This window comes from Pseudomonas serboccidentalis (genome assembly GCF_028830055.1).
Lineage (GTDB): Bacteria > Pseudomonadota > Gammaproteobacteria > Pseudomonadales > Pseudomonadaceae > Aquipseudomonas > Aquipseudomonas serboccidentalis.
In genome coordinates this window covers 4,573,871-4,594,505 of record NZ_CP101655.1, presented here as the reverse complement: position 1 = coordinate 4,594,505, position 20,635 = coordinate 4,573,871, and the positions used below count along the sequence as shown (strand labels likewise).

Sequence of the window (20,635 nt, the reverse complement as noted above, 5' to 3'; positions counted from 1 at the left end):
AGGCTGCGATCGTTGCTTTATCGGGCGAACAGGTTATTCATCGCCGCATACTGCAACAGCATGATGGTCTTGGCGTCGCAGATCTCGCCGCGATGAAACGCCGCCAAGGCTTCATCAAAACCCCACTCCAGCACTTCCAGTTCCTCGGTTTCCTCTTCCAGGCCTCCACCCTCACTGACCTTCGACTTCGCGTCGTACTCGGCAATGAAGAAGTGCAGCTTCTCGGTTACCGAGCCGGGGCTCATGTAGGCCTCGAATACTTTCTTCACGTCGTGCACGCGGTAGCCGGTTTCCTCTTCGGCCTCGTCGCGGATCCGCTGCTCCGGTGCCGCGCCTTCGAGCAGCCCCGCCGCCACTTCGATCAACAAGCCGTCATGGCCGTTGACGAACACCGGCAAACGGAATTGGCGAGTCAGCACCACCGTGCGTTTCTCACGGTTGAACAGCAGGATCGCGGCACCATTGCCACGGTCGTAGACCTCGCGCGTCTGACGCTGCCAGTCGCCGTTGTTGCGCAGGTAGTCAAAGGTGATTTTCTTCAGCAGGTACCAGTCGTGGGACAACACCTGAGCGTCGACAATGTTGACCCGCTGGGCAGTTTTGATCATGACGCCTGAACCTTGTGTCATCGGAAAACGCCCATATTCGAATAATCGCGCCCACAAAAAAAGCCCGGCAGCGCTACCGAGCTTTTTTATTTGCGTCTAACGGGCGAGACGCGACAACGCCTCATCCGTTTCCTGCGCCGCTGTAAGTACGCCGTGAATCAGCGGCCCATAACGCCGACTGAACTCCCGGTTGTACGGCACACGGTCCTTGCTGACACCGTTGTCCCAGTTCACCGACCAGGTCATCAACCCCTTGATCGGCAACCCCTTGATCGCCAGACGCTTGAGCACGTTGCCCACTGCGGTGCTGTCGATCACATAACCGGTGGCTGCGGCGTCAACGTTAGCTGGCAGGCCAATGACGAATTTGTCCGCCGGGATTCTGGTGAAGCCCCGGGTGCCAGTCACCAGACTTTCGGTCAGGTAATAGAGGAAGTCTTCTTTCAGCGCGTCGTTGTTTTGCGCGATCCACGCACCATTGCCGTTATTGGCTTCCGGCACCCAGACCCCATCGCCGCCCTGGTTATAGAACTGCGGGGCGATGAAGTCGTAATAGCCTTCGAGTGCCTGCAGGTAACCGACGTATTTGCCGTTGGTGGTCAAGTACGGAAACTCCGGGGCCATGCTGATGATGAAGTGCTTGCCCTGGCCTGCGTAGTGATCCTTGACCAGTTTCAGCGCGGCTGGCAGCACGGTCTTGTTGGCAGCGAAATCAATCGCGCTCTGTTCAAGATCGATGTCCAGTCCATCGAAGCCGTAAATTTCCACCAGACGGATGATTTCATTGGCCAGTGGTTGTTCCTGTCCGGCCCGCAACTCGATGTGCGCATCGGCGCCACCCAGAGACAGCAGCACCGCCCGCCCCTGGCTGTTGAGCACGCCGACCTGGCGACGGAACTCGGCGTCGGAGACGTTGAACGGCTTGAAGGTCGGAATCCCGCTGCCCTTCATGAACGCCACCGCGACCACGTTGTACTCTTTGGGCACCGCCTCCAGCGCGATTTCGGCGAACCGGCCCTGACGGTAACCGTCATTCGGGCCCGCCGGCCAGTTGTGCCAGAAGCCCATGAGGATCTTCTTGCCGGCGATGCTTGGCATCAGCGAGGCCGCGTCGGCCGCCTGGTTTTGCACGAGTGTGAAGTCGATTTTTGACATGTTCTAATCCTTCAGAACCTGTGGGTTTGGCGTTGCGCCGTTATTTGAAGTCGACGTCGAACGCCTGATAGAAAGCGTTGCCGGTGTTGGCGACGATCCACATCAGCACGATCACGTGATGACCCTTCTTGTTGGCCGGCAGTTTCACTTCGTGATCGACCTTGGCCTTCATCTCACCCGCATGGCTGTAGTACGGCACCTGGGTGTAGAAATCCTCGAAGAACGGCTGTGCTTCCAGTTGCGCACGGCTGATGCGTTGCTGCGGATCCCAGCCATCCTTGGTGATCAGCCAGCGATAACCACGGGTGGTGTGCGGCGCGGTGTACACCCAGTTGACCTTGAGGGTCTGGCCCGGCGTGACATTGAGCAGCGGCCACTCGAATGGACGATTGAGTTTTTTGCTCATCTCGGTGCTGGTGAAGTTCACACAATCGCGGGCATCCGTCTTGCCGCCACTGAGAACGTAGCCGTCAGCAGGCGGCGTGACGCTGTCACTGTCGGAGCCATACGGCGCCGGGAACGGCCCGGCCACCAGCGCCGGGAAGTTCTTGCCGCCTTCCATTTCGTTGACTTGCCAGCCGGCCAGCAGGCCCAGGTCGATAGCGACCGAGCCACGGCTGGCTGGAGAGGTGACGCGACCGTGTCGCAGTTGGGTTTGAGCTTGTGGTTGATTCATGTTGTTCACTCCGTTGATTTAAGAACTCTCCTTCCCGAGGAGAGGCCTTCAAGCTAACGGAGGTGGTTTTTTTGTCCATCGGCGGTTTTGTCGCAGGCCTCCACCTTCGGCGGCAGTAAACATCGAAAATACTGGATGTATATACAGTTTATTGCGACAAAACCCACCTGACGTATGGCTAAAGGCCTACACGCCGACACTGCAAAAACCGCCATTCAGCGCTCACGGCAGTTGTGCCTGGTACTCCTTTTCGTATTGGCCGGCGAGCTGTTCCTTTTGCTTGTCATCGAGCAACTTGCCGGCCATCTGGAAGAACTTCTGCTCTTCTTCCTTGAGATGGTGATGGACCTTGTCCGCGAGCTTCTTCGCCGTTGCCAGCCACGCCGGGCTGGACATCTCGGTTTCGTCCAGCTCTTCCATCATCTCGTCCATCTCGTGATGCTCGGAGATCGCGTGGCGGCTGAGGTCGACGCCGTTGTCGAACTCCATCAGCGGAATATAGAAGTGGCGTTCTTCGGCGGTTTCGTGGGCCTGCAGTTCGGCTTTAAGCTGCTTGTAGGCTTCAACCCGCTCCGGGGTATCGCCGCTGGTTTCGACCAGGGCTTTGGCGTAATTACGCTGGCGGTCGTGGCTTTCGCGAAGGGCTTCGAAAATATTCATGGGGGGTCCTCATCAACCGCGTTCGGAATGACGCTGTAAACGCTAGACCCCGGCACGACAACGGCGGTTCCAAAGGGATGAGGCAGGACTTGGAAGACGCCCCCCGGGCAGGATAGGCTGGCGGTTCACCTCACAAGGAAGTTGCGCATGACGTTGCGAATCGAGTTGTCGAAGAACCCCACGGAAGAACAACGCAAGGCCATTCTCGAGCCATTGATTGCCTATAACGATGCCAAGACCGGTGGCTCCACATCGGAACCTTTCGCGCTCATGGTGCGGGATGAGCACGACGCGATTCTCGGCGGCTTGTATGGCCGGGTGATATTCCAGTGGATGTATATCGAGTTGCTTTCAGTGCCGGAGAAAGCTCGTGGCCGAGGCATTGGCTCAAGACTGATGGCCATGGCCGAAGAGCTGGCTAACGAGAAGAGTTGCCTGGGCATCTGGCTGGACACCTTCGATTTTCAGGCGCCGGAATTCTACAAGAAGCTGGGTTTCAGCCAGTTTGGCGAGATTGTCGATTATCCGCCGGGGCATCGCCGGCATTATTTCCAGAAGCGTTTGAACGGCTGAATTCACGGGCCCCATCGCGAGCAGGCTCACTCCTACAGGAATGGTGGCAAACACAAGTCCAGTACCGGAGTGAGCCTGCTCGCGATGACGGCAGTCGTCTCAATACATGATCAAAGGCAGGTTGCCAACGCCGCCAACCGCCGCTTGGCTACAAAATCATCCTTCTGCGCGTAATAATTGAGCACGGTGCCCGAAGCATCACTAGTCACGTCGACAAACGATTCCGCCGAACGCGTGTACACCGTCGACCCGCCCTTCTTGCCCGGTTGCAGATACGCCCCGGCATCCACGCCAAACACCGCTTCGTCCTGCCAGCCGAACTGCACGCACTGGGCCACAACCTTCTCGGGTTTGTCCGAGGTCAGGACTTTGTACGGGGCTCTGGTGCGAGAATCGTCCATCACCGAACCCGCGCAACCGGCCAGCACCGTCGCAGCCAGCGCTACCATCAGAATTCGCATTGCATTCGCTCATTCAGAAAAAAGCGGACTGTATCACCGCAACAGGCAAAAACGTTCTGCTTTACTGCATTTATAGCGCGACACGCACGGGCTGCTGCGGCACCCTAAGGTCACCAGCCTCACAAAGGATCGCACATGGCGCCCACCGACCAGCGACATGAACAAGCCCTGAAACTGTTCCTCGACGCGCGTCCCGAACTGCGCGACACCCTTGATCACCTCAACCCGCTGCTGGCTCAGGTCAAGGGCGAAACCGCGGCGCAGTATCGTGAAGAACGCCTGCACGAGGCGTTCGAAGCCGAGGCTGAAGATCAGGGACTGTTCGCCTGGGAACTGACTTTACTGTTGACGGCTGCAACGCCTGAGGATTATCTGGAGCAGCAAATGGAGGTGCATCGCGAGGTCGCAGAAATGGCGCACATGAGCTGGCCGGATTACTGTGACCTGTACGGGCTGGAATCATAACCACTGCTCAAGGATATCGTCGCCGATGTTGCCTTCCACTTCGACTCACCGCGCCACCTCCGGTCATTTGCATCGGCAGAAATGGCGCGGCCGCATCGGTCTGGCGCTGGTGGCCGCCCTGTCGGTACTGGCGGGCATGACCGACGCCATCGGCTTCATGGCCAGCGGCGACTTCGTCTCGTTCATGAGCGGCAACACCACGCGGCTGGCGGTGGCGATCAGTGTCGGCGATCTGGGACTGACGTTGCGCCTGGTGATCCTGGTCGTCACGTTTGTGCTCGGCAATGCCCTGGGGATTGTGATCGGGCGCATCAGCGGGCGGCGCACGCTGCCCTTGTTGCTGTGCATCGCCACCCTGCTCTGCGCGGCGGCCGCCTGGCCGTCTGACACGCAACTGCCGGCGCTGCTGGCGGCGATCATCGCCATGGGCATGCTCAACGCGGCAGTCGAGGAAGTGAACGGTCTGCCCGTGGGCCTGACCTACGTGACCGGGGCGCTGTCGCGGTTCGGCCGTGGACTGGGCCGCTGGATGCTCGGCGAACGCCGTAACGGCTGGCGAGTGCAACTGGTGCCGTGGACCGGCATGTTCATCGGCGCGATTCTGGGCGCGGTGCTGGAACATCACCTGGGACTGCGGGCATTGTTCGTCAGCGGTCTGCTGGCCGCGGCGCTGGGCGTGCTCTCCCTGACCATTCCGCGCCGTTGGCAACTGGGCTATATGCCCCGCTGAAAACGCCTTTCATACTGTAGGAGCTGCGGCACGCTGCGATCTTTTGATGTTGATTTCAAAGATCAGAATCAAAAGATCGCAGCCTCGTTTCACTCGACAGCGCCTACAGGGGCATGCACTCAGGCAACTTGGGTTTCGCCGCTACACCGATAAAGCTTTATCATGACCGCAGTTTTGCTGATCGAGTTCGTCATGAAGTTCGCCATTGCGCTGTTTTCCGCCGCCCATGCGCCCTCCTCGCGCCGTGCCCTGCTGTTTGCCCAGGCGGCGCTGGCCGGTGGGCATGAGATTGTCCGGCTGTTTTTCTATCAGGACGGCGTCTACAACGCCTCCGACGCGGTCGTCACCCCGCAGGACGAACTGGATCTGCCCAAACAATGGCGCACGTTCATCACCGAGCAGCAACTGGACGGCGTGGTGTGCATCGCCGCTGCGTTGCGCCGTGGCGCATTGAACGGCGAAGAAGCCAAGCGCTACCAGCGTGATGCGGTCTCGGTCAGCGCGCCGTGGGAGTTGTCCGGCCTCGGCCAATTGCACGATGCCGTGCAGGACGCCGATCGACTGATCTGTTTCGGAGGCGCGTGACATGGCCAAATCCCTGTTGATCATCAGCCGTCAATCGCCGTGGTCCGGCCCGGGCGCGCGCGAAGCGCTGGACATCGTGCTGGCCGGCGGCGCCTTCGATCTGCCGATCGGCCTGCTGTTTCTCGATGACGGCGTGCTGCAACTGGCCGCTGGGCAAAACGCCAAGGCCCTGCAACAGAAAGACCTGAGCGCCAATCTGCAGGCACTGCCGATGTTCGGCGTTGAAGAGCTGTTCTACTGCGCCGACAGCGCCAGCGTACGCGGCCTGAGCAATCGGTCGCTGGAGGAAGCGCAGCCGCTCGGCGCCGAACAAATCACTGCCCTTATTGACCGTTACGACCAGGTGATCACCCTCTGATGTCGACTTTGCATGTGTTGTCTCATTCCCCGTTCGGCGACGAGCGCCTGACCAGTTGCCTGCGCGTGATCGGCGCTGCCGACGCCTTGCTGTTATCCGGCGACGCCGTCTATGCCCTGCAACCCGGCACCCCGCCGTTCATCGCGCTGCACAGCCGTCAGTTGAAACTGTTCGTATTGGCCGAAGATGCACAGGCACGCGCCGTGCAGTTGCCGGACTGGGCCGAAGCCATCGATTACCCGGCCTTCGTCGAATTGTCGATCCACCACGACAAGGTCAACAGCTGGCTATGAATTCCCTGACCGTCGGCGCCCGCGCCATCGCCCTGGACAAGGACGGCTTTCTGGTCGACCTCGACGACTGGTCCCACGACGTCGCCGGCGCCCTCGCCGCCGCTGAAGACATCGAGTTGAGCGCCGAACACTGGGAAGTCCTCGAACTGCTGCGCAGCTTCTACGCTGAATTCCAGCTGTCGCCGGCCACCCGTCCGTTGATCAAATACACCGCACTGAAACTCGGCCCGGACAAAGGCAACAGCCTGCACCTGAACCGACTGTTCAAAGGCACCCCTGCCAAACTCGCCGCGAAACTGGCGGGCCTGCCCAAACCGACGAATTGCTTATGACCGACTTTCCAGCGCTGACCCTCGAAACGCCCGCCGAACACCCGTTCGCTCAATTCGTGCGGATCCTTGGCAAGGGCAAGCGCGGCGCCCGCGACCTGACCCGTGAGGAAGCCCGGGAGGCGATGGGCATGGTGCTCGACGACAAAGTCGAAGACACCCAGCTCGGCGCGTTCCTGATGCTGCTGCGGCACAAGGAAGAAAGCGCCGAGGAAATGGCCGGTTTCACCGAAGCCTTGCGCGAGCGCTTGCAGGCGCCGGCATTGACCGTCGATCTGGACTGGCCGACCTATGCCGGCAAGAAACGCCATTTGCCGTGGTACCTGCTGGCAGCCAAGTGCCTGGCGCAAAACGGCGTACGGATTTTCATGCACGGCGGCGGCGCACACACCGCCGGACGCTTGTACACCGAACAACTGCTCGGCGAGCTGCACATCCCGCTGTGCCGCACCTGGCAGCAGGTCGGCAGCGCGCTGGACAACGGTGGCCTGGCGTTCATGCCGCTGATGGACTGGGCGCCGCAATTGCAGAAGATGATCGACCTGCGCAACACCATGGGCCTGCGCTCGCCGATCCATTCACTCGCGCGGATTCTCAATCCGCTGGGCGCCCGGTGTGGCCTGCAAAGTATCTTCCACCCGGGTTACCAAGCGGTGCACCGCGACGCCAGCGGCCTGCTCGGCGACACGGCGATCGTGGTCAAGGGCGACGGCGGCGAAATCGAGATCAACCCGGATGCCGACAGCCACCTGTACGGCACCACTGGCGGCCAGAGCTGGGACGAGGAATGGCCGCAACTGTCGAGCCAGCGCCACGTCAAACCGGCCACACTGGACGTTGAACATCTCAAAGCGGTGTGGCGCGGCGATGTGGTCGACAGCTACCCGCAAATGGCCCTGATCTCGACCATGGCGTTGGCCCTGCGCGGCCTCGGTCAAAGTCGCGAGCAAGCGTTCGCAACCGCCGAGCAGTACTGGGCGGCGCGGGACAAATCGATTTAACCGATCATAGACGCCCGATCTTTGCGCTTTTTGTTCGAACTCATCGGAATAGACTCGGCTCCAATGCTTATTGGATTCAGGAGTCTTGATCATGGGTTTACTCGTCGATGGCCACTGGCAGGACAAGTGGTACGAAAGCAGCAAGGACGGTGCGTTCCAGCGCGAACAGGCACAGCGCCGTCACTGGGTCACCGCTGACGGCCAGCCCGGGCCGAGCGGTGAAGGCGGTTTTGCCGCCGAAGCCGGGCGCTATCACCTTTATGTATCGCTCGCCTGCCCTTGGGCCCACCGCACGCTGATCCTGCGCAAGCTCAAAGGCCTGGAAAGCCTGATCGACGTGTCCGTGGTCAGCTGGCTGATGCTGGAAAACGGCTGGACCTTCGACACGGCGCTCGGTTCGACCGGCGACAAGCTCGATCACTTCGACTTCATGCACCAACGCTATACCGCCGACACCCCGGACTACACTGGCCGCGTCACCGTGCCGGTGCTGTGGGACAAGAAACTCAAGCGCATCGTCAGCAATGAATCGGCGGAGATCATCCGCATGTTCAACAGCGCCTTCGATGGCCTGACCGGCAACGATCTGGACTTCTACCCAGCGCCCTTGCATGGCGAGATCGATGCGCTGAACGAGCGGATCTACCCGGCGGTGAACAACGGCGTGTATCGCGCAGGCTTCGCCACCTCGCAAACGGCTTATGAAGAAGCGTTCGACGAGGTGTTTGCCGAACTCGATCATCTGGAGCGGCTGCTGGGCGCCAATCGTTACCTGAGCGGTGAATACCTGACCGAAGCCGACGTGCGTTTATTCACCACGATGATTCGCTTCGACGCGGTGTATCACGGGCACTTCAAGTGTAATTTGCGTCGGATTGCCGATTACCCGAACCTGTCGAACTGGCTGCGTGAGCTGTACCAGTGGCCGGGGATTGCCGAGACGGTGGATTTTCAGCACATCAAAAATCATTACTACGGCAGTCACAAGACGATCAACCCGACCGGCGTTGTGCCGAAGGGGCCGGCGCAGGATTTCAGCGTGGCGCATGATCGGGCACGGCTGGATGGGAAAGGGGTTTGGTTTAAGGGCTAACAACAAAAGCAAAAGATCGCAACCTTCGGCAGCCCCTACAGGAAACGCATTCTCATGTAGGAGCTGCCGAAGGCTGCGATCTTTTTGCTTTGACTCAGACTTGCGTCTGAGCGCCCTCGAACCACGCCAGTTTCTCGCGCAGCTGCACCACTTCACCGACGATCACCAGGGTCGGCGCATGCACTTCATGCTCCGCCACCAGGCGCGGCAGGTCGGCCAACGTGCCGGTGAAGACCCGCTGATTGACCGTGGTGCCCTGCTGGATCAACGCCGCCGGGGTATCCGCCGAGCGACCGTGCTTGATCAACTGCTCGCAAATCACCGGCAAACCCACCAGGCCCATGTAGAACACCAGCGTCTGCGCCGGGGCGACGAGGTCAGCCCAAGGCAGATCGGTGGAACCGTCCTTCAGGTGGCCAGTGACGAACCGCACCGACTGCGCGTAATCACGATGGGTCAGCGGAATCCCGGCATACGCCGCGCAACCGCTGGCCGCCGTGATTCCCGGCACCACCTGAAACGGGATGCCATGGGCCGCCAGTTCTTCGATCTCTTCACCGCCGCGACCGAAGATGAACGGATCGCCACCCTTCAACCGCACCACGCGCTTGCCGGCCTTGGCCAGATCGACCAATTGCTGGTTGATCTGATCCTGCGGCACCGCGTGATCGGCGCGACGCTTGCCGACGTAGACACGCTCGGCATCGCGACGGCACAGTTCAAGAATCGCCGGGGCGACCAAGCGGTCGTACAGCACCACGTCGGCTTGCTGCATCAGGCGCAAGGCGCGGAAGGTCAGCAGGTCCGGATCACCCGGCCCGGCGCCCACCAGATACACCTCACCGGTGGTTACCGTGGCCTCACCATCGATCTTGGCTTGCAACAGACGTTCGGCTTCGGCGCCCTGCCCGGCCAGTTGCCGGTCGGCAATCGGACCTTGAAACACGTCTTCCCAGAAACCGCGACGTTGCTGCACATCTGGAAACAGGTTTTTCACCTGATTGCGGAAACGCGCAGCCAGTCCGGCCAGGTGACCATAAGTCGAAGGAATCCAGGTTTCGATCTTGGCGCGAATCAGCCGCGCCAGCACCGGCGCATCGCCGCCGCTGGACACCGCAATGATCAGCGGCGAACGATCGACAATCGCCGGGAAAATCACGCTGCATAACTGCGGCGCATCCACCACGTTGACCGGCACGCAGCGCCGATGCGCATCGCTGGAGACTTGCGCATTCAGCGCTTCATCGTCGGTGGCGGCGATAATCAACCCGCAACCGTCCAGGTCCGCTTCCACGTAACCGCGCAGCAGGCACTGGCCACCGCTGGCGGTGACCAGTTCACGCAGTTGGCTTTCGATCTCAGGTGCGACCACCCGCAGTAGCGCACCGGCATCGGCCAGCAGGCGGGATTTGCGCAAGGCAATCTCCCCCCCACCGACAACCAACACACGACTGCCGCGCAGGTTGTGAAACAGCGGCAGATATTTCATTTAGCCGATGACCTCAAGGCCACCCATGTACGGCTTCAGCACGTCCGGCACGCGGATCGAACCGTCGGCCTGCTGGTAGTTTTCCAGCACAGCAACCAGGGTGCGACCGACGGCCAGACCCGAACCGTTGAGGGTGTGCACCAGCTCAGGCTTGCCGGTTTCCGGGTTGCGGAAACGCGCCTGCATACGGCGGGCCTGGAAATCGCCGCAGTTGGAGCACGACGAGATTTCGCGGTACTTGTCCTGGCTCGGAATCCACACTTCCAGGTCGTAGGTCTTCACGGCGCTGAAGCCCATGTCGCCGGTGCACAGCGCCAGGGTGCGGTAAGGCAGACCCAGCAGTTGCAGGACTTTCTCGGCATTGGCGGTCAGGCTTTCCAGCGCGTCCATCGAGGTCGATGGCTCAACGATCTGGACCATCTCGACTTTGTCGAACTGGTGCTGACGGATCATGCCGCGAGTGTCGCGACCCGACGCGCCGGCTTCACTGCGGAAGCACGGGGTGTGGGCAACGAACTTGATCGGCAGCAGTTTCGAGTCGACGATTTCACCGGCCACGATGTTGGTCAGCGACACTTCGGCGGTCGGAATCAGGTACAGATCGGCTTCACCTTCGCGAGCGATCTTGAACAGGTCTTCTTCGAACTTCGGCAGTTGACCGGTGCCTTGCAGCGCCGGAGCCTGAACCAGATAAGGCGTGTAGGCCTCTTCGTAGCCGTGCTCGTTGACGTGCAGGTTGATCATGAACTGCGCCAGCGCGCGGTGCAGACGGGCGATCGGACCGCGCAGCAATGCAAAACGTGCGCCGGACAGCTTGGCGGCAGTTTCAAAATCCAGCCAGCCGAACTTCTCGCCCAGCGCGACGTGGTCTTTGACCTCGAAGTCGAACGCGGTCGGCGTGCCCCAGCGGCGCACTTCAACGTTGTCGTCTTCGTCTTTACCGACCGGAACGGATTCGTGTGGCAGGTTAGGGATACCCAGCAGGATCGAGTCCAGCTCGGTCTGGATCGCGTCCAGTTCGACTTTACCGGCACTCAGCTCGCCCGCCATGCGTTCGACGTCCGCCATCAGCGGCGCGATGTCTTCGCCGCGCTGCTTGGCCTGACCGATGGATTTGGAACGCGCGTTACGCTCAGCCTGCAGTGCTTCGGTGCAGGTCTGGACGGTCTTGCGCTGTTCTTCCAGCGCTTCGATGCGCGCGGTATCCAGGGCAAAGCCACGGGAAGCCAGGCGGTCCGCTACGTCCTGAAGGTTGCTACGTAACAGTTTGGAATCGAGCATGTCGGTTTCTCGTTATCAAAGTTTGGTCAAAGACAGGCCAGCCCACGTCGCGAGCAGCCCGCCGAATACGCTGAGTGCCGCATAGCCCAGGGCCAGCGGCACTTGCCCGCTTTCCAGCAGGCGCACCGTATCCAGTGAAAAGGATGAAAAAGTCGTCAGCCCTCCGAGGAAGCCGACGATCAACCCGGCACGCACCTCGATCGGCACCTCCGGGCGTATCAAAAACAGGCCGTACAACACGCCAATCAACAGACAGCCCACGATATTAACGGCCAGCGTCGCGGTATAGAAGTGCCGCGGCCAATTGGCACTGACCCAATTGGCCGTGGCGAAGCGCAACAGCGTACCGGCAATCCCGCCGGCGGAGACTGCAACAATCAATGGAAGCACTATTTTCTCCGCTGTCTTGGGCTTAAACGGTCGAGTTGAGCGAGGTGATTGAGCTTTTCGCCGATCTTCAATTCCAGGCCTCGGGGCACCGGCTGGTAGAACGGGATCGGCTCAAGCTCTTCCGGAAAATAATCTTCGCCGGCGGCATAGGCGTCCGGCTCGTCATGGGCGTAACGGTATTCGTCGCCGTAACCCAATTGCTTCATCAGCTTGGTCGGCGCGTTGCGCAGGTGCAGCGGCACTTCCAGCGAGCCGTTTTCAGCGGCGGCGCGCAGTGCGGTCTTGAAGCCCATGTACACCGCATTGCTTTTCGGTGCACAGGCCAGATACGTGATGGCCTGGGCCACCGCCAACTCGCCCTCAGGGCTGCCAAGGCGCTCCTGCACTTCCCACGCGGCGAGGCACAGGCTCAGGGCTCGCGGGTCAGCGTTGCCAATGTCTTCGCTGGCCATGCGCACCACGCGCCGGGCCAGGTAAAGGGGGTCGCAACCACCGTCGATCATCCGCGCGAACCAGTACAGCGCGCCGTCGGGATTGGAGCCGCGCACCGATTTGTGCAGCGCCGAGATCTGGTCATAGAACGCTTCGCCGCCCTTGTCGAAGCGCCGACGGGTATCGCCGAGCAGACTTTGCAGCAGTTCGGTGCCGATTTCACTGTTGTCTTCAGCCAGGTCCGAGGCGTTTTCCAGCAGATTGAGCAGACGCCGGCCATCGCCATCGGCGGCCGACAGCAGCATCTGAAAGCCTTCGTCATTCAGCGTCAGGTTACGCTTGCCCAGCCCGCGCTCTTCCGTGAGTGCGCGGTGCACCAGTTTGCGCAGCGCCGCCTCGTCGAGGCTTTTCAGCACATACACGCGGGCCCGCGACAACAAGGCGTTGTTGAGTTCGAACGAGGGGTTTTCGGTGGTGGCGCCGATGAAAATCAGCGTGCCGTCCTCAACGTACGGCAGGAACGCATCCTGCTGCGACTTGTTGAAGCGGTGCACTTCATCGACGAACAGAATCGTGCGCTTGCCGTACTGGCCGGCCTGCTGCTTGGCGATTTCAACCGCCTGACGGATCTCCTTGACCCCGGCGAGCACCGCCGAGACCGTTTCGAAGTGCGCATCAGAGACTTCCGCGAGCAACCGCGCCAGGGTGGTCTTGCCCACACCCGGCGGTCCCCAGAAGATCATCGAATGCAGGGCACCCTGCTCCAGCGCCTCACGCAGAGGCTTGCCGCGAGCGAGTACGTGCTCCTGACCGACATACTCATCCAGATTGGTCGCGCGCAAACGCGCGGCCAGTGGCTGGGCAATCGGTGCACTGCGAAACAGATCCATCACGTAGCGTTGAAACCTCTGATTGTCTGAAACCTGTTGGAAACCCTGTGGCGAGGGAGCTTGCTCCCGCTGGACTGCGGAGCAGTCGCCGCTTTTGATTCAAGAGCAGGGCCGCTTCGCGCCCCAGCGGGAGCAAGCTCCCTCGCCACAAAAGCTCCAAGCCACAAGAGCCCAACCCGGGAGCCGGGATTTATTCCTGGATGACGTCAGCGCCCTTCGGGATATCGAACTTGAACTTCGACGCCGGTACCGCTTCGTTGGCCTTGACCCCGGTGAACAGGATGTTGGTGCGCTGGCCGACGCTGTCGATCAGTTGCATATCATTGACCAGACCATTGCGGAACGACAGACGCAGGTTGTCGAACAGGGTGTCCTTGGTCTTCGGCTTGAGGGTGAAGTCGATCACGCCGCCCGCCTCTTTCGCGGTGATGTCGAAGCTCTGACTGATCTTCGACACGTCACCGGACAGCAGCAGCGCCGGGGTCTGGGTCAGACGTTCATCGAGTTTCTTGATGGTCGCCTGCTCCAGATCCGGGTCCCACAGGGTGACCTTCTTGCCGTCGGAAACCATGGTCTGCTCATTCGGCGCATTGGTGTGCCAGTAGAACAGACCCGGACGCTGCAGGGTCATCTCACCGGTGGTTTCCTGCAACTGGGTGCCGCCGCCATCGAGGGTCAGTTGGGAAAAGTTCGCGGTCAGGGTTTTCGATGTTTCCAGCAGTTGGGTCAGACGCGCCACGTCCTTGTCGTCGGCGTGGGCCGTGAGCGTGGTCAGCGCCAGTACTGGCAACAGCATGCGGATAAGACGCATGGGAGTCCTCTTGAATACTCGTTGGGAGAGCGGCGGCACATCATTGTCCCGCCTCTTGCGTTTGCAATCAGTCGCGAACCGGGCCCGGAGCCAGGACTTCACGTGAGCCGTTGGTGTTCATTGAGGTGACGACCCCGGCCATTTCCATGGCTTCGATCATGCGCGCAGCACGGTTGTAACCGATCTTCAGCTTGCGCTGTACTGCAGAAATCGACGCCCGGCGGCTTTCCAGAACGAACTGCACGGCTTCGTCATACAGCGCGTCGGTCTCCGGATCATCACCGTCGCCGCCACCGCTGCTGCCTTCAAAACCGCTGCCCGCCTCTTCGACACCGTTGAGGATGTCGTCGTTGTATTCCGGTGCGCCACGCAGTTTCCACGCTTCCACCACACGGTGTACTTCATCGTCGGAAACGAACGCACCGTGAACCCGGATCGGCAGGCTGGTGCCCGGCGGCATGTAGAGCATGTCACCGTGGCCCAGCAGTTGCTCGGCGCCGCCCTGGTCGATGATGGTCCGCGAGTCGATCTTGCTCGACACCTGGAACGCCATACGGGTCGGAATGTTGGCCTTGATCAGACCGGTGATCACGTCCACCGACGGCCGCTGGGTCGCGAGGATCAAGTGGATACCGGCGGCACGCGCCTTTTGCGCGATACGGGCAATCAGTTCTTCGACCTTCTTGCCGACGATCATCATCATGTCGGCGAATTCGTCCACGACCACGACGATGGTCGGCAGCTTCTGCAGCAGCGGCGCTTCGTCGTGAATGCTTTCGCGCTTGTACAGCGGATCGCTCAACGGCTCGCCGGCGTCCTGGGCTTCCTTGACCTTGGCGTTGAAGCCTGAAAGGTTACGCACGCCCATCTTCGCCATCAGCTTGTAGCGGCGTTCCATCTCGGCAACGCTCCAACGCAAAGCGTTGGCGGCGTCCTTCATGTCGGTCACGACCGGGCACAGCAGGTGCGGAATGCCTTCGTAGATCGACAGCTCCAACATTTTCGGGTCGATCATGATCAGCTTGGCGTCTTCCGGGCCGGACTTGAACAGGATCGACAGGATCATCGCGTTCACCCCCACCGACTTACCGGAACCGGTGGTACCGGCCACCAGCAGGTGCGGCATCTTCGCCAGGTCGGTGATGACCGGTTTGCCGCCGATGTCGTGGCCCAGGGCCAGGGTGACCGGCGACTTGAAGTTATCGTACTCGGGGGTCGACAGCACTTCGGAGAACCGCACGATCTGCCGGTCTTCGTTGGGGATCTCGATACCAACCGTGGTCTTGCCCGGAATCACCTCGACCACGCGCACACTGGTCACGGCCAGCGAACGTGCAAGGTCTTTCGCCAGGTTGGCGATGCGGCTGACTTTGACGCCGGCGGCAGGCTGAATTTCGTAACGGGTAATCACCGGGCCCGGGTGGATCGAGTCCACAGTGACCTCGACGCCGAATTCCTTGAGCTTGATCTCCAGCAAGTGGCCGACCGCCGCCAGGGATTCAGGCGAATAATTGAGTTGTTTCTTTTCCGCAGGATCAAGGATCGAGATCGGCGGCAAGGTGCCTTCCACGGCGCTGTCGACGAACAACGGCACCTGCTTCTCTTTCTGCACACGCTTGCTTGGCTCGGGCGCCTTGGCCGGCGCCGGGGCGATCACCGGCGGCACCTGCTTCTCGCGATCGGACATGTGCTTGCTCAGGGCCTGCTCGCGCTCGATCAGACGTTCCTTGACCTTGGCCTGTTCACGCTTGTCGGTGACGGTCGGGGCCACCACGTCATGGACGCGGTCATCGACTTCACGCAGTTGCGCGACCAGTTGCTTGCGCTCGGTACGGGCCGACCACCAGCGGTTGATCGCGCCCTGGAACAGCTCGAACAGGTCGAGGGTGATTTTGCCGGTGACATCCATCACCTTGAACCACGACAGGTCGGTGAACACCGTCAGGCCGAACAGGAACAGGGCAATGAACAGCAGCGTGCTGCCCTGGATATTCAGGGCATTGCGCGCCAGATCACCAAGGCTTTCGCCCAGCGCCCCGCCCGCGCCGGCCGGCAGACCGGTGGCAGCGTGGAAATGGATATGCGCCAGCGCCGCGCCGGACAGCACCAGGAACACCAGGCCGATCAGACGCCAGGAGAACAGCCAGCCGCTCCACTGCCATGGTTCGTGGCGTTGGCGGAAGATCTGATACGCCTTGATCGCCAGCAGCAGCGGGAAAATGTATGCGAAGTAACCCAGCACCATGAACAGGATATCGGCGCTGTAGGAACCGGCCGGGCCGCCGAAGTTCTGCACGTCGTCGATCTTGCTGTTGTGGCTCCAGCCCGGATCGTCCTTGCCGTAGGTCAGCAAGGCCATCATCAGGAACAGGCACAAGGCACCGATGGCGATCAATGCACCTTCCTTGAGCCGGTAGTGCAATTGCTGGCGCCAGAGCGGAACGACTGTTTTTGGTGCTTCGGTGGATTTCTTCAAAACGCTTCTTTTCCTGCGCCCGGGGCGCGTCCATCTATTGAATGACGATAAAAAACTGCCCAATCCAGGCAGGTAAAAAAGTGAACCGGCGCAACTGAGACTACTTTTAACACTGTGCCGCAGCTTTTATAAACACAGCCATAAACACAGCGCTCGGCAAATATCCTGTAACAGCCCGGCATTGTACGGGTTTGTGCGGCTGATGCCATGCTTCAAACCCCATAGCTGAGCATAGCCAACCGCACAAATCCTGCGGTTCAATTTGAGCATGCATTGTCTTTTGTGACAAAGGCTTATGAGGTGTATTTGATGAACGCAGCGAAGCATTCACGCCTGATCATTCTCGGCTCCGGCCCTGCTGGTTACAGCGCCGCCGTGTACGCCGCGCGCGCCAACCTCAAACCGGTGGTCATTACCGGGCTGCAGGCCGGTGGCCAGCTCACCACCACCGTCGAAGTCGACAACTGGCCCGGGGACGTCGAAGGTCTGACCGGTCCGGTGTTGATGGAGCGCATGCAGAAACACGCCGAACGCTTTGCCACAGAGATCGTTTACGACCACATCCACACCGCCAAGTTGCAGCAGCGCCCGTTCGAACTCATCGGCGACAGCGGCACTTACAGCTGCGACGCGCTGATCATCGCTACTGGCGCCTCGGCGCAGTATCTGGGCCTGCCCTCTGAAGAAGCCTTCGCCGGCAAAGGCGTTTCAGCCTGCGCGACCTGTGACGGTTTTTTCTACCGTAATCAGGTGGTCGCGGTGGTCGGCGGCGGCAACACCGCTGTCGAGGAAGCGCTGTATCTGTCGAACATCGCCAAAGAAGTGCATCTGATCCACCGGCGCGACAAGTTGCGCTCGGAGAAAATCCTCCAGGACAAACTGTTCGAAAAAGCCGCCAATGGCAACGTTCGCCTGCACTGGAACCAGAATCTGGACGAAGTACTGGGCGACGCCAGCGGCGTGACTGGCGCCCGTCTGCGGGACAGTCGTACCGGCGAAACCCGTGATCTGGCGCTGGCCGGCGTGTTCATCGCGATTGGTCACAAACCCAACACCGATCTGTTCCAGGGCCAGCTGTCGATGCGCGACGGCTATTTGCGGGTCAAGGGCGGCAGTGACGGCGACGCCACGTCCACCGAGATCCCCGGCGTCTTCGCTGCCGGCGATGTGGCCGACCACGTTTACCGCCAGGCCGTGACCTCGGCCGGGGCCGGTTGCATGGCGGCACTGGACGCGGAGAAGTATCTGGACGACATTCCTGTCATTTAACGGCACACTTTATCGCGGGCCATACAGCCCGCACCGCCCTCCCCTTCTGCAAGCCTGAATGCCATGCTGACTTGGTTACAACGTAACTCCCTGACTTTTCCGCCGCTGGAAAAGGCCATGCGCGACCCCAACGGATTGCTCGCCGCCGGTGGCGATCTGTCGGCCGATCGGCTGATTCAGGCATATCGCCACGGCTGCTTTCCGTGGTTTTCCGAGGGCCAACCGATTCTCTGGTGGTCACCGGATCCTCGTACCGTGTTGTTTCCCGACGAACTGCATGTCTCGCGCAGCCTTGGCAAACTGCTGCGCAAGGAACGCTATCAGGTGACCTTCGATCAGGATTTCGACGCGGTGATTCGCGCCTGCGCTGCACCGCGGGATTACGCCGACGGCACCTGGATCACCGAAGCCATGCAGGACGCCTATCTGGAACTGCACCGACGCGGCTTCGCCCACTCGGTCGAGGTCTGGGATCAGAGCCAACTGGTCGGCGGCCTGTATGGCCTGGCGATGGGACAGCTGTTTTTCGGCGAATCGATGTTCAGCCGCGCCGACAACGCCTCCAAATACGGCTTTGCCACTCTCGTGCGACACCTGAAAGACGCAGGATTCGTCCTGATTGACTGCCAGATGCCGACCGATCATCTGCACAGCCTCGGCGCCCGGGCGATCCCCCGCCACGAATTCGCCGGCTATCTGGCCCGCCACCTGGATCAACCCAGTCGCGCCACCTGGGTTTGCTGAGCGACTTTTGCGCGCGTGGCTTACACTTAATTCACCAGCTTATCCCGAGGGTTGATCATGACCGAGTTGGCGCGCTTGAAGTTCTATGCCACTCAGCCGCATTCCTGCAGTTATCTGCCCGAGGAGCAGGCGACGACGCTGTTTCTCGACCCGAGCCAGCCCATGGATGTGCACGTCTACGCAGATCTGTCGGAAATGGGCTTTCGTCGCAGCGGCGATCATCTGTATCGGCCCCATTGCCAGAATTGCAATGCGTGCGTGCCTGCGCGCATCCCGGTGGCGCAGTTCAACCCCAACCGCCAGCAGAAACGCATTTTCAAACGCAATGCCGATCTGCAGGTACGCCCGATAAAACCGCACTTCAGCGAAGAATATTTCGATCTGTACCAGCGCTATATCGAACAGCGGCATGCCGACGGCGACATGTACCCACCGAGCCGCGATCAGTTCTCGACCTTTCTGGTGCGCGACCTGCCCTTCTCGCGCTTCTATGAATTTCGTCTCGACGGACGGTTACTCGCCGTCGCGGTGACCGATCTGCTGCCCAACGGCCTGTCGGCGGTCTACACCTTTTACGAACCCGACGAAGAGCGTCGCAGCCTGGGTCGTTTCGCGATCCTGTGGCAAATCGCCGAAAGTCAGCGGTTGGGGCTGGAGGCGGTGTATCTCGGTTATTGGATCAAGAACTGCAAAAAGATGAACTACAAAACCCAATATCGCCCCATCGAATTGCTGATTAATCAGCGCTGGGTGATCCTGAACTAATCGCAAGCCCTAAACCCCTTGGCTTAAACCCCCTTTTTCGGGCACAATGCACGCCGCTTTTGCCTGGCGCAGTTGCACCGGGCCATTCATTGGATACCGAGGGCTTTACTGCATGTCGAAAGAAGACAGCTTCGAAATGGAAGGCACTGTCGTCGACACCCTGCCCAACACCATGTTTCGTGTGGAGTTGGAAAATGGGCACGTCGTAACCGCGCATATTTCCGGCAAGATGCGCAAGAACTACATTCGTATTCTTACCGGTGACAAAGTGCGCGTCGAGCTGACGCCCTATGACTTGAGCAAAGGGCGCATCACTTACCGCGCTCGCTAATCAAGTCAATACAGAACGCCCGGTTTATGCCGGGCGTTTTTGTGTCTGCGCTTTGGGGTTGGGGATTGGGGATTGGGGGCATATCCGTTGCTGCGGGTGTTGCCGCTGGCGGTTTCGCTCTTACAGCGAGTCACCTTTTCCAAACGCCGAAAAGGTAACCCAAAAGGCTTGGCCCCGGCGTACGGCACTTCGCTGAGGCTCAGTGCTCCCTCGCTACGGTGTCCATCCGGGGGCATCGCCTACGGTTTGCTTCGCTGCACCTCCTCTCGATGTATGCGGCTTCGCCGCATGGCGCTGCGCGCCCAACCCCCGGATGAACACCTTCGCTCGGCCTGCCGAAGGGGCTGGAGATCAAAAGCCACATCAAAAGCCAGAGCCAGATCAAAAGATCGCAGCCTTCGGCAGCTCCTACATGGGATTGGGTGTATTCAATTAGAGGTTGGTCGGCTGTCAGGCCGCCATCGCTGAAAAGACAGCTCCACAGAAATCAACAGCAGACCGCACCCGCCTCTCACCACTCAACAGGATGAGCGTTAGCTCGGCTGCAGCTCTTGATCCATGGGCGACGTCGGCAGGCTGAGTGGAGGGATTGATCCGGGCGTGGGAGCGCAGCGACCGTTTGGCGCAGCCAAACACAGCGAGAGGAGGTGCAGCGAAGCAAACCGTAGACGCTGCGCCCGGATCGATCCCGCAGCGAAGGTACCCCGAGCCCCAGCGAGCGGGCCGCACGTAGGAGCAAGCGTTTTTTGCTTACTTTTTTTGGCGTTTGA

At 60.4% G+C, this 20,635-nt stretch carries 23 protein-coding genes and 1 pseudogene; 13 read left to right on the top strand and 11 right to left on the bottom strand.

The features are described 5' to 3' along the window. Positions 1-17: 17 nt before the first annotated feature. The 4 genes and pseudogenes from NN484_RS20905 to NN484_RS20890 form a co-directional block, all read right to left on the bottom strand. Positions 18-608 (bottom strand): NUDIX domain-containing protein, encoded by a 591-nt coding sequence (locus tag NN484_RS20905; RefSeq protein ID WP_127651000.1) that lies wholly within the window; start codon positions 606-608, stop codon positions 18-20. 153 nt (positions 609-761) lie between these two features. Next, positions 762-1,763 (bottom strand): annotated as a pseudogene (locus NN484_RS20900) (chitinase); the annotation flags it as partial. Positions 1,764-1,803: 40 nt separating this feature from the next. Further along, positions 1,804-2,439 (bottom strand): lytic polysaccharide monooxygenase auxiliary activity family 9 protein, encoded by a 636-nt coding sequence (locus tag NN484_RS20895; protein WP_127651002.1) that lies wholly within the window; start codon positions 2,437-2,439, stop codon positions 1,804-1,806. A gap of 222 nt (positions 2,440-2,661) precedes the next feature. Beyond that, positions 2,662-3,099 carry a hemerythrin domain-containing protein gene (locus NN484_RS20890; RefSeq protein ID WP_274657765.1) on the bottom strand — a complete coding sequence of 146 codons (438 nt, stop codon included), beginning with the start codon at positions 3,097-3,099 and terminating at the stop codon, positions 2,662-2,664. A 147-nt stretch (positions 3,100-3,246) separates the two neighbouring features. Here NN484_RS20890 and NN484_RS20885 point away from each other — a divergent pair, with 147 nt between their 5' ends. After that, the gene (locus tag NN484_RS20885; RefSeq protein WP_274657764.1) at positions 3,247-3,672 is read left to right on the top strand and encodes a GNAT family N-acetyltransferase; all 426 of its coding nucleotides are present in this window, start codon (positions 3,247-3,249) and stop codon (positions 3,670-3,672) included. A 110-nt stretch (positions 3,673-3,782) separates the two neighbouring features. Here NN484_RS20885 and NN484_RS20880 read toward each other — a convergent pair whose 3' ends face one another. Further along, positions 3,783-4,133, bottom strand: a complete 351-nt coding sequence (locus NN484_RS20880) for a hypothetical protein (protein ID WP_127651005.1) — start codon at positions 4,131-4,133, stop codon at positions 3,783-3,785. Positions 4,134-4,268: 135 nt separating this feature from the next. Here NN484_RS20880 and NN484_RS20875 point away from each other — a divergent pair, with 135 nt between their 5' ends. The 8 genes from NN484_RS20875 to NN484_RS20840 all read left to right on the top strand — a co-directional run bounded on the left by NN484_RS20875 (position 4,269) and on the right by NN484_RS20840 (position 8,987). Beyond that, positions 4,269-4,598, top strand: a complete 330-nt coding sequence (locus NN484_RS20875) for a DUF6388 family protein (protein WP_274657763.1) — start codon at positions 4,269-4,271, stop codon at positions 4,596-4,598. Between the two features lie 25 nt (positions 4,599-4,623). Next, positions 4,624-5,328, top strand: coding sequence for a YoaK family protein (locus NN484_RS20870; RefSeq protein ID WP_127651007.1), 705 nt, complete (start codon positions 4,624-4,626; stop codon positions 5,326-5,328). A 192-nt stretch (positions 5,329-5,520) separates the two neighbouring features. Continuing rightward, on the top strand, positions 5,521-5,913 hold the full coding sequence (gene tusD / locus NN484_RS20865; protein WP_215501097.1) for a sulfurtransferase complex subunit TusD: 393 nt from the start codon (positions 5,521-5,523) through the stop codon (positions 5,911-5,913). Between the two features lies 1 nt (position 5,914). After that, positions 5,915-6,271 carry a sulfurtransferase complex subunit TusC gene (gene tusC / locus NN484_RS20860; RefSeq protein WP_274657762.1) on the top strand — a complete coding sequence of 119 codons (357 nt, stop codon included), beginning with the start codon at positions 5,915-5,917 and terminating at the stop codon, positions 6,269-6,271. Further along, positions 6,271-6,564 carry a sulfurtransferase complex subunit TusB gene (tusB, locus tag NN484_RS20855; protein WP_274657761.1) on the top strand — a complete coding sequence of 98 codons (294 nt, stop codon included), beginning with the start codon at positions 6,271-6,273 and terminating at the stop codon, positions 6,562-6,564. The genes tusC and tusB overlap by 1 nt, the downstream gene beginning before the upstream one ends. Beyond that, complete coding sequence (locus NN484_RS20850) at positions 6,561-6,896, top strand: TusE/DsrC/DsvC family sulfur relay protein (RefSeq protein WP_127651010.1); 336 nt, start codon at positions 6,561-6,563, stop codon at positions 6,894-6,896. The genes tusB and NN484_RS20850 overlap by 4 nt, the downstream gene beginning before the upstream one ends. After that, positions 6,893-7,894 carry a glycosyl transferase family protein gene (locus tag NN484_RS20845; RefSeq protein ID WP_274657760.1) on the top strand — a complete coding sequence of 334 codons (1,002 nt, stop codon included), beginning with the start codon at positions 6,893-6,895 and terminating at the stop codon, positions 7,892-7,894. The genes NN484_RS20850 and NN484_RS20845 overlap by 4 nt, the downstream gene beginning before the upstream one ends. A 91-nt stretch (positions 7,895-7,985) precedes the next feature. Further along, entirely contained in the window at positions 7,986-8,987 is a 1,002-nt protein-coding gene (locus NN484_RS20840; protein ID WP_274657759.1) for a glutathione S-transferase family protein, read from the top strand. 94 nt (positions 8,988-9,081) lie between these two features. Here the strand turns inward: NN484_RS20840 and cysG are convergent, their stop codons facing one another. The 6 genes from cysG to NN484_RS20810 form a co-directional block, all read right to left on the bottom strand. Then, complete coding sequence (gene cysG / locus NN484_RS20835; RefSeq protein WP_215500924.1) at positions 9,082-10,476, bottom strand: siroheme synthase CysG; 1,395 nt, start codon at positions 10,474-10,476, stop codon at positions 9,082-9,084. After that, positions 10,477-11,757 (bottom strand): serine--tRNA ligase, encoded by a 1,281-nt coding sequence (gene serS, locus NN484_RS20830; RefSeq protein WP_274657758.1) that lies wholly within the window; start codon positions 11,755-11,757, stop codon positions 10,477-10,479. Between the two features lie 15 nt (positions 11,758-11,772). Beyond that, positions 11,773-12,147 (bottom strand): fluoride efflux transporter CrcB, encoded by a 375-nt coding sequence (gene crcB, locus NN484_RS20825; RefSeq protein ID WP_127651015.1) that lies wholly within the window; start codon positions 12,145-12,147, stop codon positions 11,773-11,775. Then, entirely contained in the window at positions 12,147-13,469 is a 1,323-nt protein-coding gene (locus tag NN484_RS20820) for a replication-associated recombination protein A (RefSeq protein ID WP_064587012.1), read from the bottom strand. The genes crcB and NN484_RS20820 overlap by 1 nt, the downstream gene beginning before the upstream one ends. 190 nt (positions 13,470-13,659) lie before the next feature. Continuing rightward, positions 13,660-14,280, bottom strand: coding sequence for an outer membrane lipoprotein periplasmic chaperone LolA (lolA, locus tag NN484_RS20815; protein WP_127651016.1), 621 nt, complete (start codon positions 14,278-14,280; stop codon positions 13,660-13,662). 67 nt (positions 14,281-14,347) lie between these two features. Further along, positions 14,348-16,756: a DNA translocase FtsK gene (locus NN484_RS20810; protein ID WP_127651017.1), complete on the bottom strand. Its 2,409-nt coding sequence runs from the start codon at positions 16,754-16,756 to the stop codon at positions 14,348-14,350. 309 nt (positions 16,757-17,065) lie between these two features. On the opposite strand from NN484_RS20810, the gene trxB reads away from it, so the two are divergent. The 4 genes from trxB to infA all read left to right on the top strand — a co-directional run bounded on the left by trxB (position 17,066) and on the right by infA (position 19,865). Then, on the top strand, positions 17,066-18,025 hold the full coding sequence (gene trxB / locus NN484_RS20805) for a thioredoxin-disulfide reductase (protein WP_274657757.1): 960 nt from the start codon (positions 17,066-17,068) through the stop codon (positions 18,023-18,025). A 63-nt stretch (positions 18,026-18,088) separates the two neighbouring features. Next, entirely contained in the window at positions 18,089-18,769 is a 681-nt protein-coding gene (gene aat / locus NN484_RS20800) for a leucyl/phenylalanyl-tRNA--protein transferase (protein ID WP_127651019.1), read from the top strand. A gap of 57 nt (positions 18,770-18,826) precedes the next feature. After that, positions 18,827-19,534, top strand: a complete 708-nt coding sequence (locus tag NN484_RS20795; RefSeq protein ID WP_025109006.1) for an arginyltransferase — start codon at positions 18,827-18,829, stop codon at positions 19,532-19,534. A gap of 112 nt (positions 19,535-19,646) precedes the next feature. After that, positions 19,647-19,865: a translation initiation factor IF-1 gene (gene infA, locus NN484_RS20790; RefSeq protein ID WP_002553999.1), complete on the top strand. Its 219-nt coding sequence runs from the start codon at positions 19,647-19,649 to the stop codon at positions 19,863-19,865. Positions 19,866-20,635 lie beyond the last annotated feature (770 nt).

Coding starts and splice junctions, on each gene's coding strand:
- NN484_RS20905 (WP_127651000.1), bottom strand. CDS start 608: ATGATCAAAACTGCCCAGCGGGTCAACATTGTCGACGCTCAGGTGTTG.
- NN484_RS20895 (WP_127651002.1), bottom strand. CDS start 2,439: ATGAATCAACCACAAGCTCAAACCCAACTGCGACACGGTCGCGTCACC.
- NN484_RS20890 (WP_274657765.1), bottom strand. CDS start 3,099: ATGAATATTTTCGAAGCCCTTCGCGAAAGCCACGACCGCCAGCGTAAT.
- NN484_RS20885 (WP_274657764.1), top strand. CDS start 3,247: ATGACGTTGCGAATCGAGTTGTCGAAGAACCCCACGGAAGAACAACGC.
- NN484_RS20880 (WP_127651005.1), bottom strand. CDS start 4,133: ATGCGAATTCTGATGGTAGCGCTGGCTGCGACGGTGCTGGCCGGTTGC.
- NN484_RS20875 (WP_274657763.1), top strand. CDS start 4,269: ATGGCGCCCACCGACCAGCGACATGAACAAGCCCTGAAACTGTTCCTC.
- NN484_RS20870 (WP_127651007.1), top strand. CDS start 4,624: ATGTTGCCTTCCACTTCGACTCACCGCGCCACCTCCGGTCATTTGCAT.
- tusD (WP_215501097.1), top strand. CDS start 5,521: ATGAAGTTCGCCATTGCGCTGTTTTCCGCCGCCCATGCGCCCTCCTCG.
- tusC (WP_274657762.1), top strand. CDS start 5,915: ATGGCCAAATCCCTGTTGATCATCAGCCGTCAATCGCCGTGGTCCGGC.
- tusB (WP_274657761.1), top strand. CDS start 6,271: ATGTCGACTTTGCATGTGTTGTCTCATTCCCCGTTCGGCGACGAGCGC.
- NN484_RS20850 (WP_127651010.1), top strand. CDS start 6,561: ATGAATTCCCTGACCGTCGGCGCCCGCGCCATCGCCCTGGACAAGGAC.
- NN484_RS20845 (WP_274657760.1), top strand. CDS start 6,893: ATGACCGACTTTCCAGCGCTGACCCTCGAAACGCCCGCCGAACACCCG.
- NN484_RS20840 (WP_274657759.1), top strand. CDS start 7,986: ATGGGTTTACTCGTCGATGGCCACTGGCAGGACAAGTGGTACGAAAGC.
- cysG (WP_215500924.1), bottom strand. CDS start 10,476: ATGAAATATCTGCCGCTGTTTCACAACCTGCGCGGCAGTCGTGTGTTG.
- serS (WP_274657758.1), bottom strand. CDS start 11,757: ATGCTCGATTCCAAACTGTTACGTAGCAACCTTCAGGACGTAGCGGAC.
- NN484_RS20820 (WP_064587012.1), bottom strand. CDS start 13,469: ATGGATCTGTTTCGCAGTGCACCGATTGCCCAGCCACTGGCCGCGCGT.
- lolA (WP_127651016.1), bottom strand. CDS start 14,280: ATGCGTCTTATCCGCATGCTGTTGCCAGTACTGGCGCTGACCACGCTC.
- trxB (WP_274657757.1), top strand. CDS start 17,066: ATGAACGCAGCGAAGCATTCACGCCTGATCATTCTCGGCTCCGGCCCT.
- aat (WP_127651019.1), top strand. CDS start 18,089: ATGCTGACTTGGTTACAACGTAACTCCCTGACTTTTCCGCCGCTGGAA.
- NN484_RS20795 (WP_025109006.1), top strand. CDS start 18,827: ATGACCGAGTTGGCGCGCTTGAAGTTCTATGCCACTCAGCCGCATTCC.
- infA (WP_002553999.1), top strand. CDS start 19,647: ATGTCGAAAGAAGACAGCTTCGAAATGGAAGGCACTGTCGTCGACACC.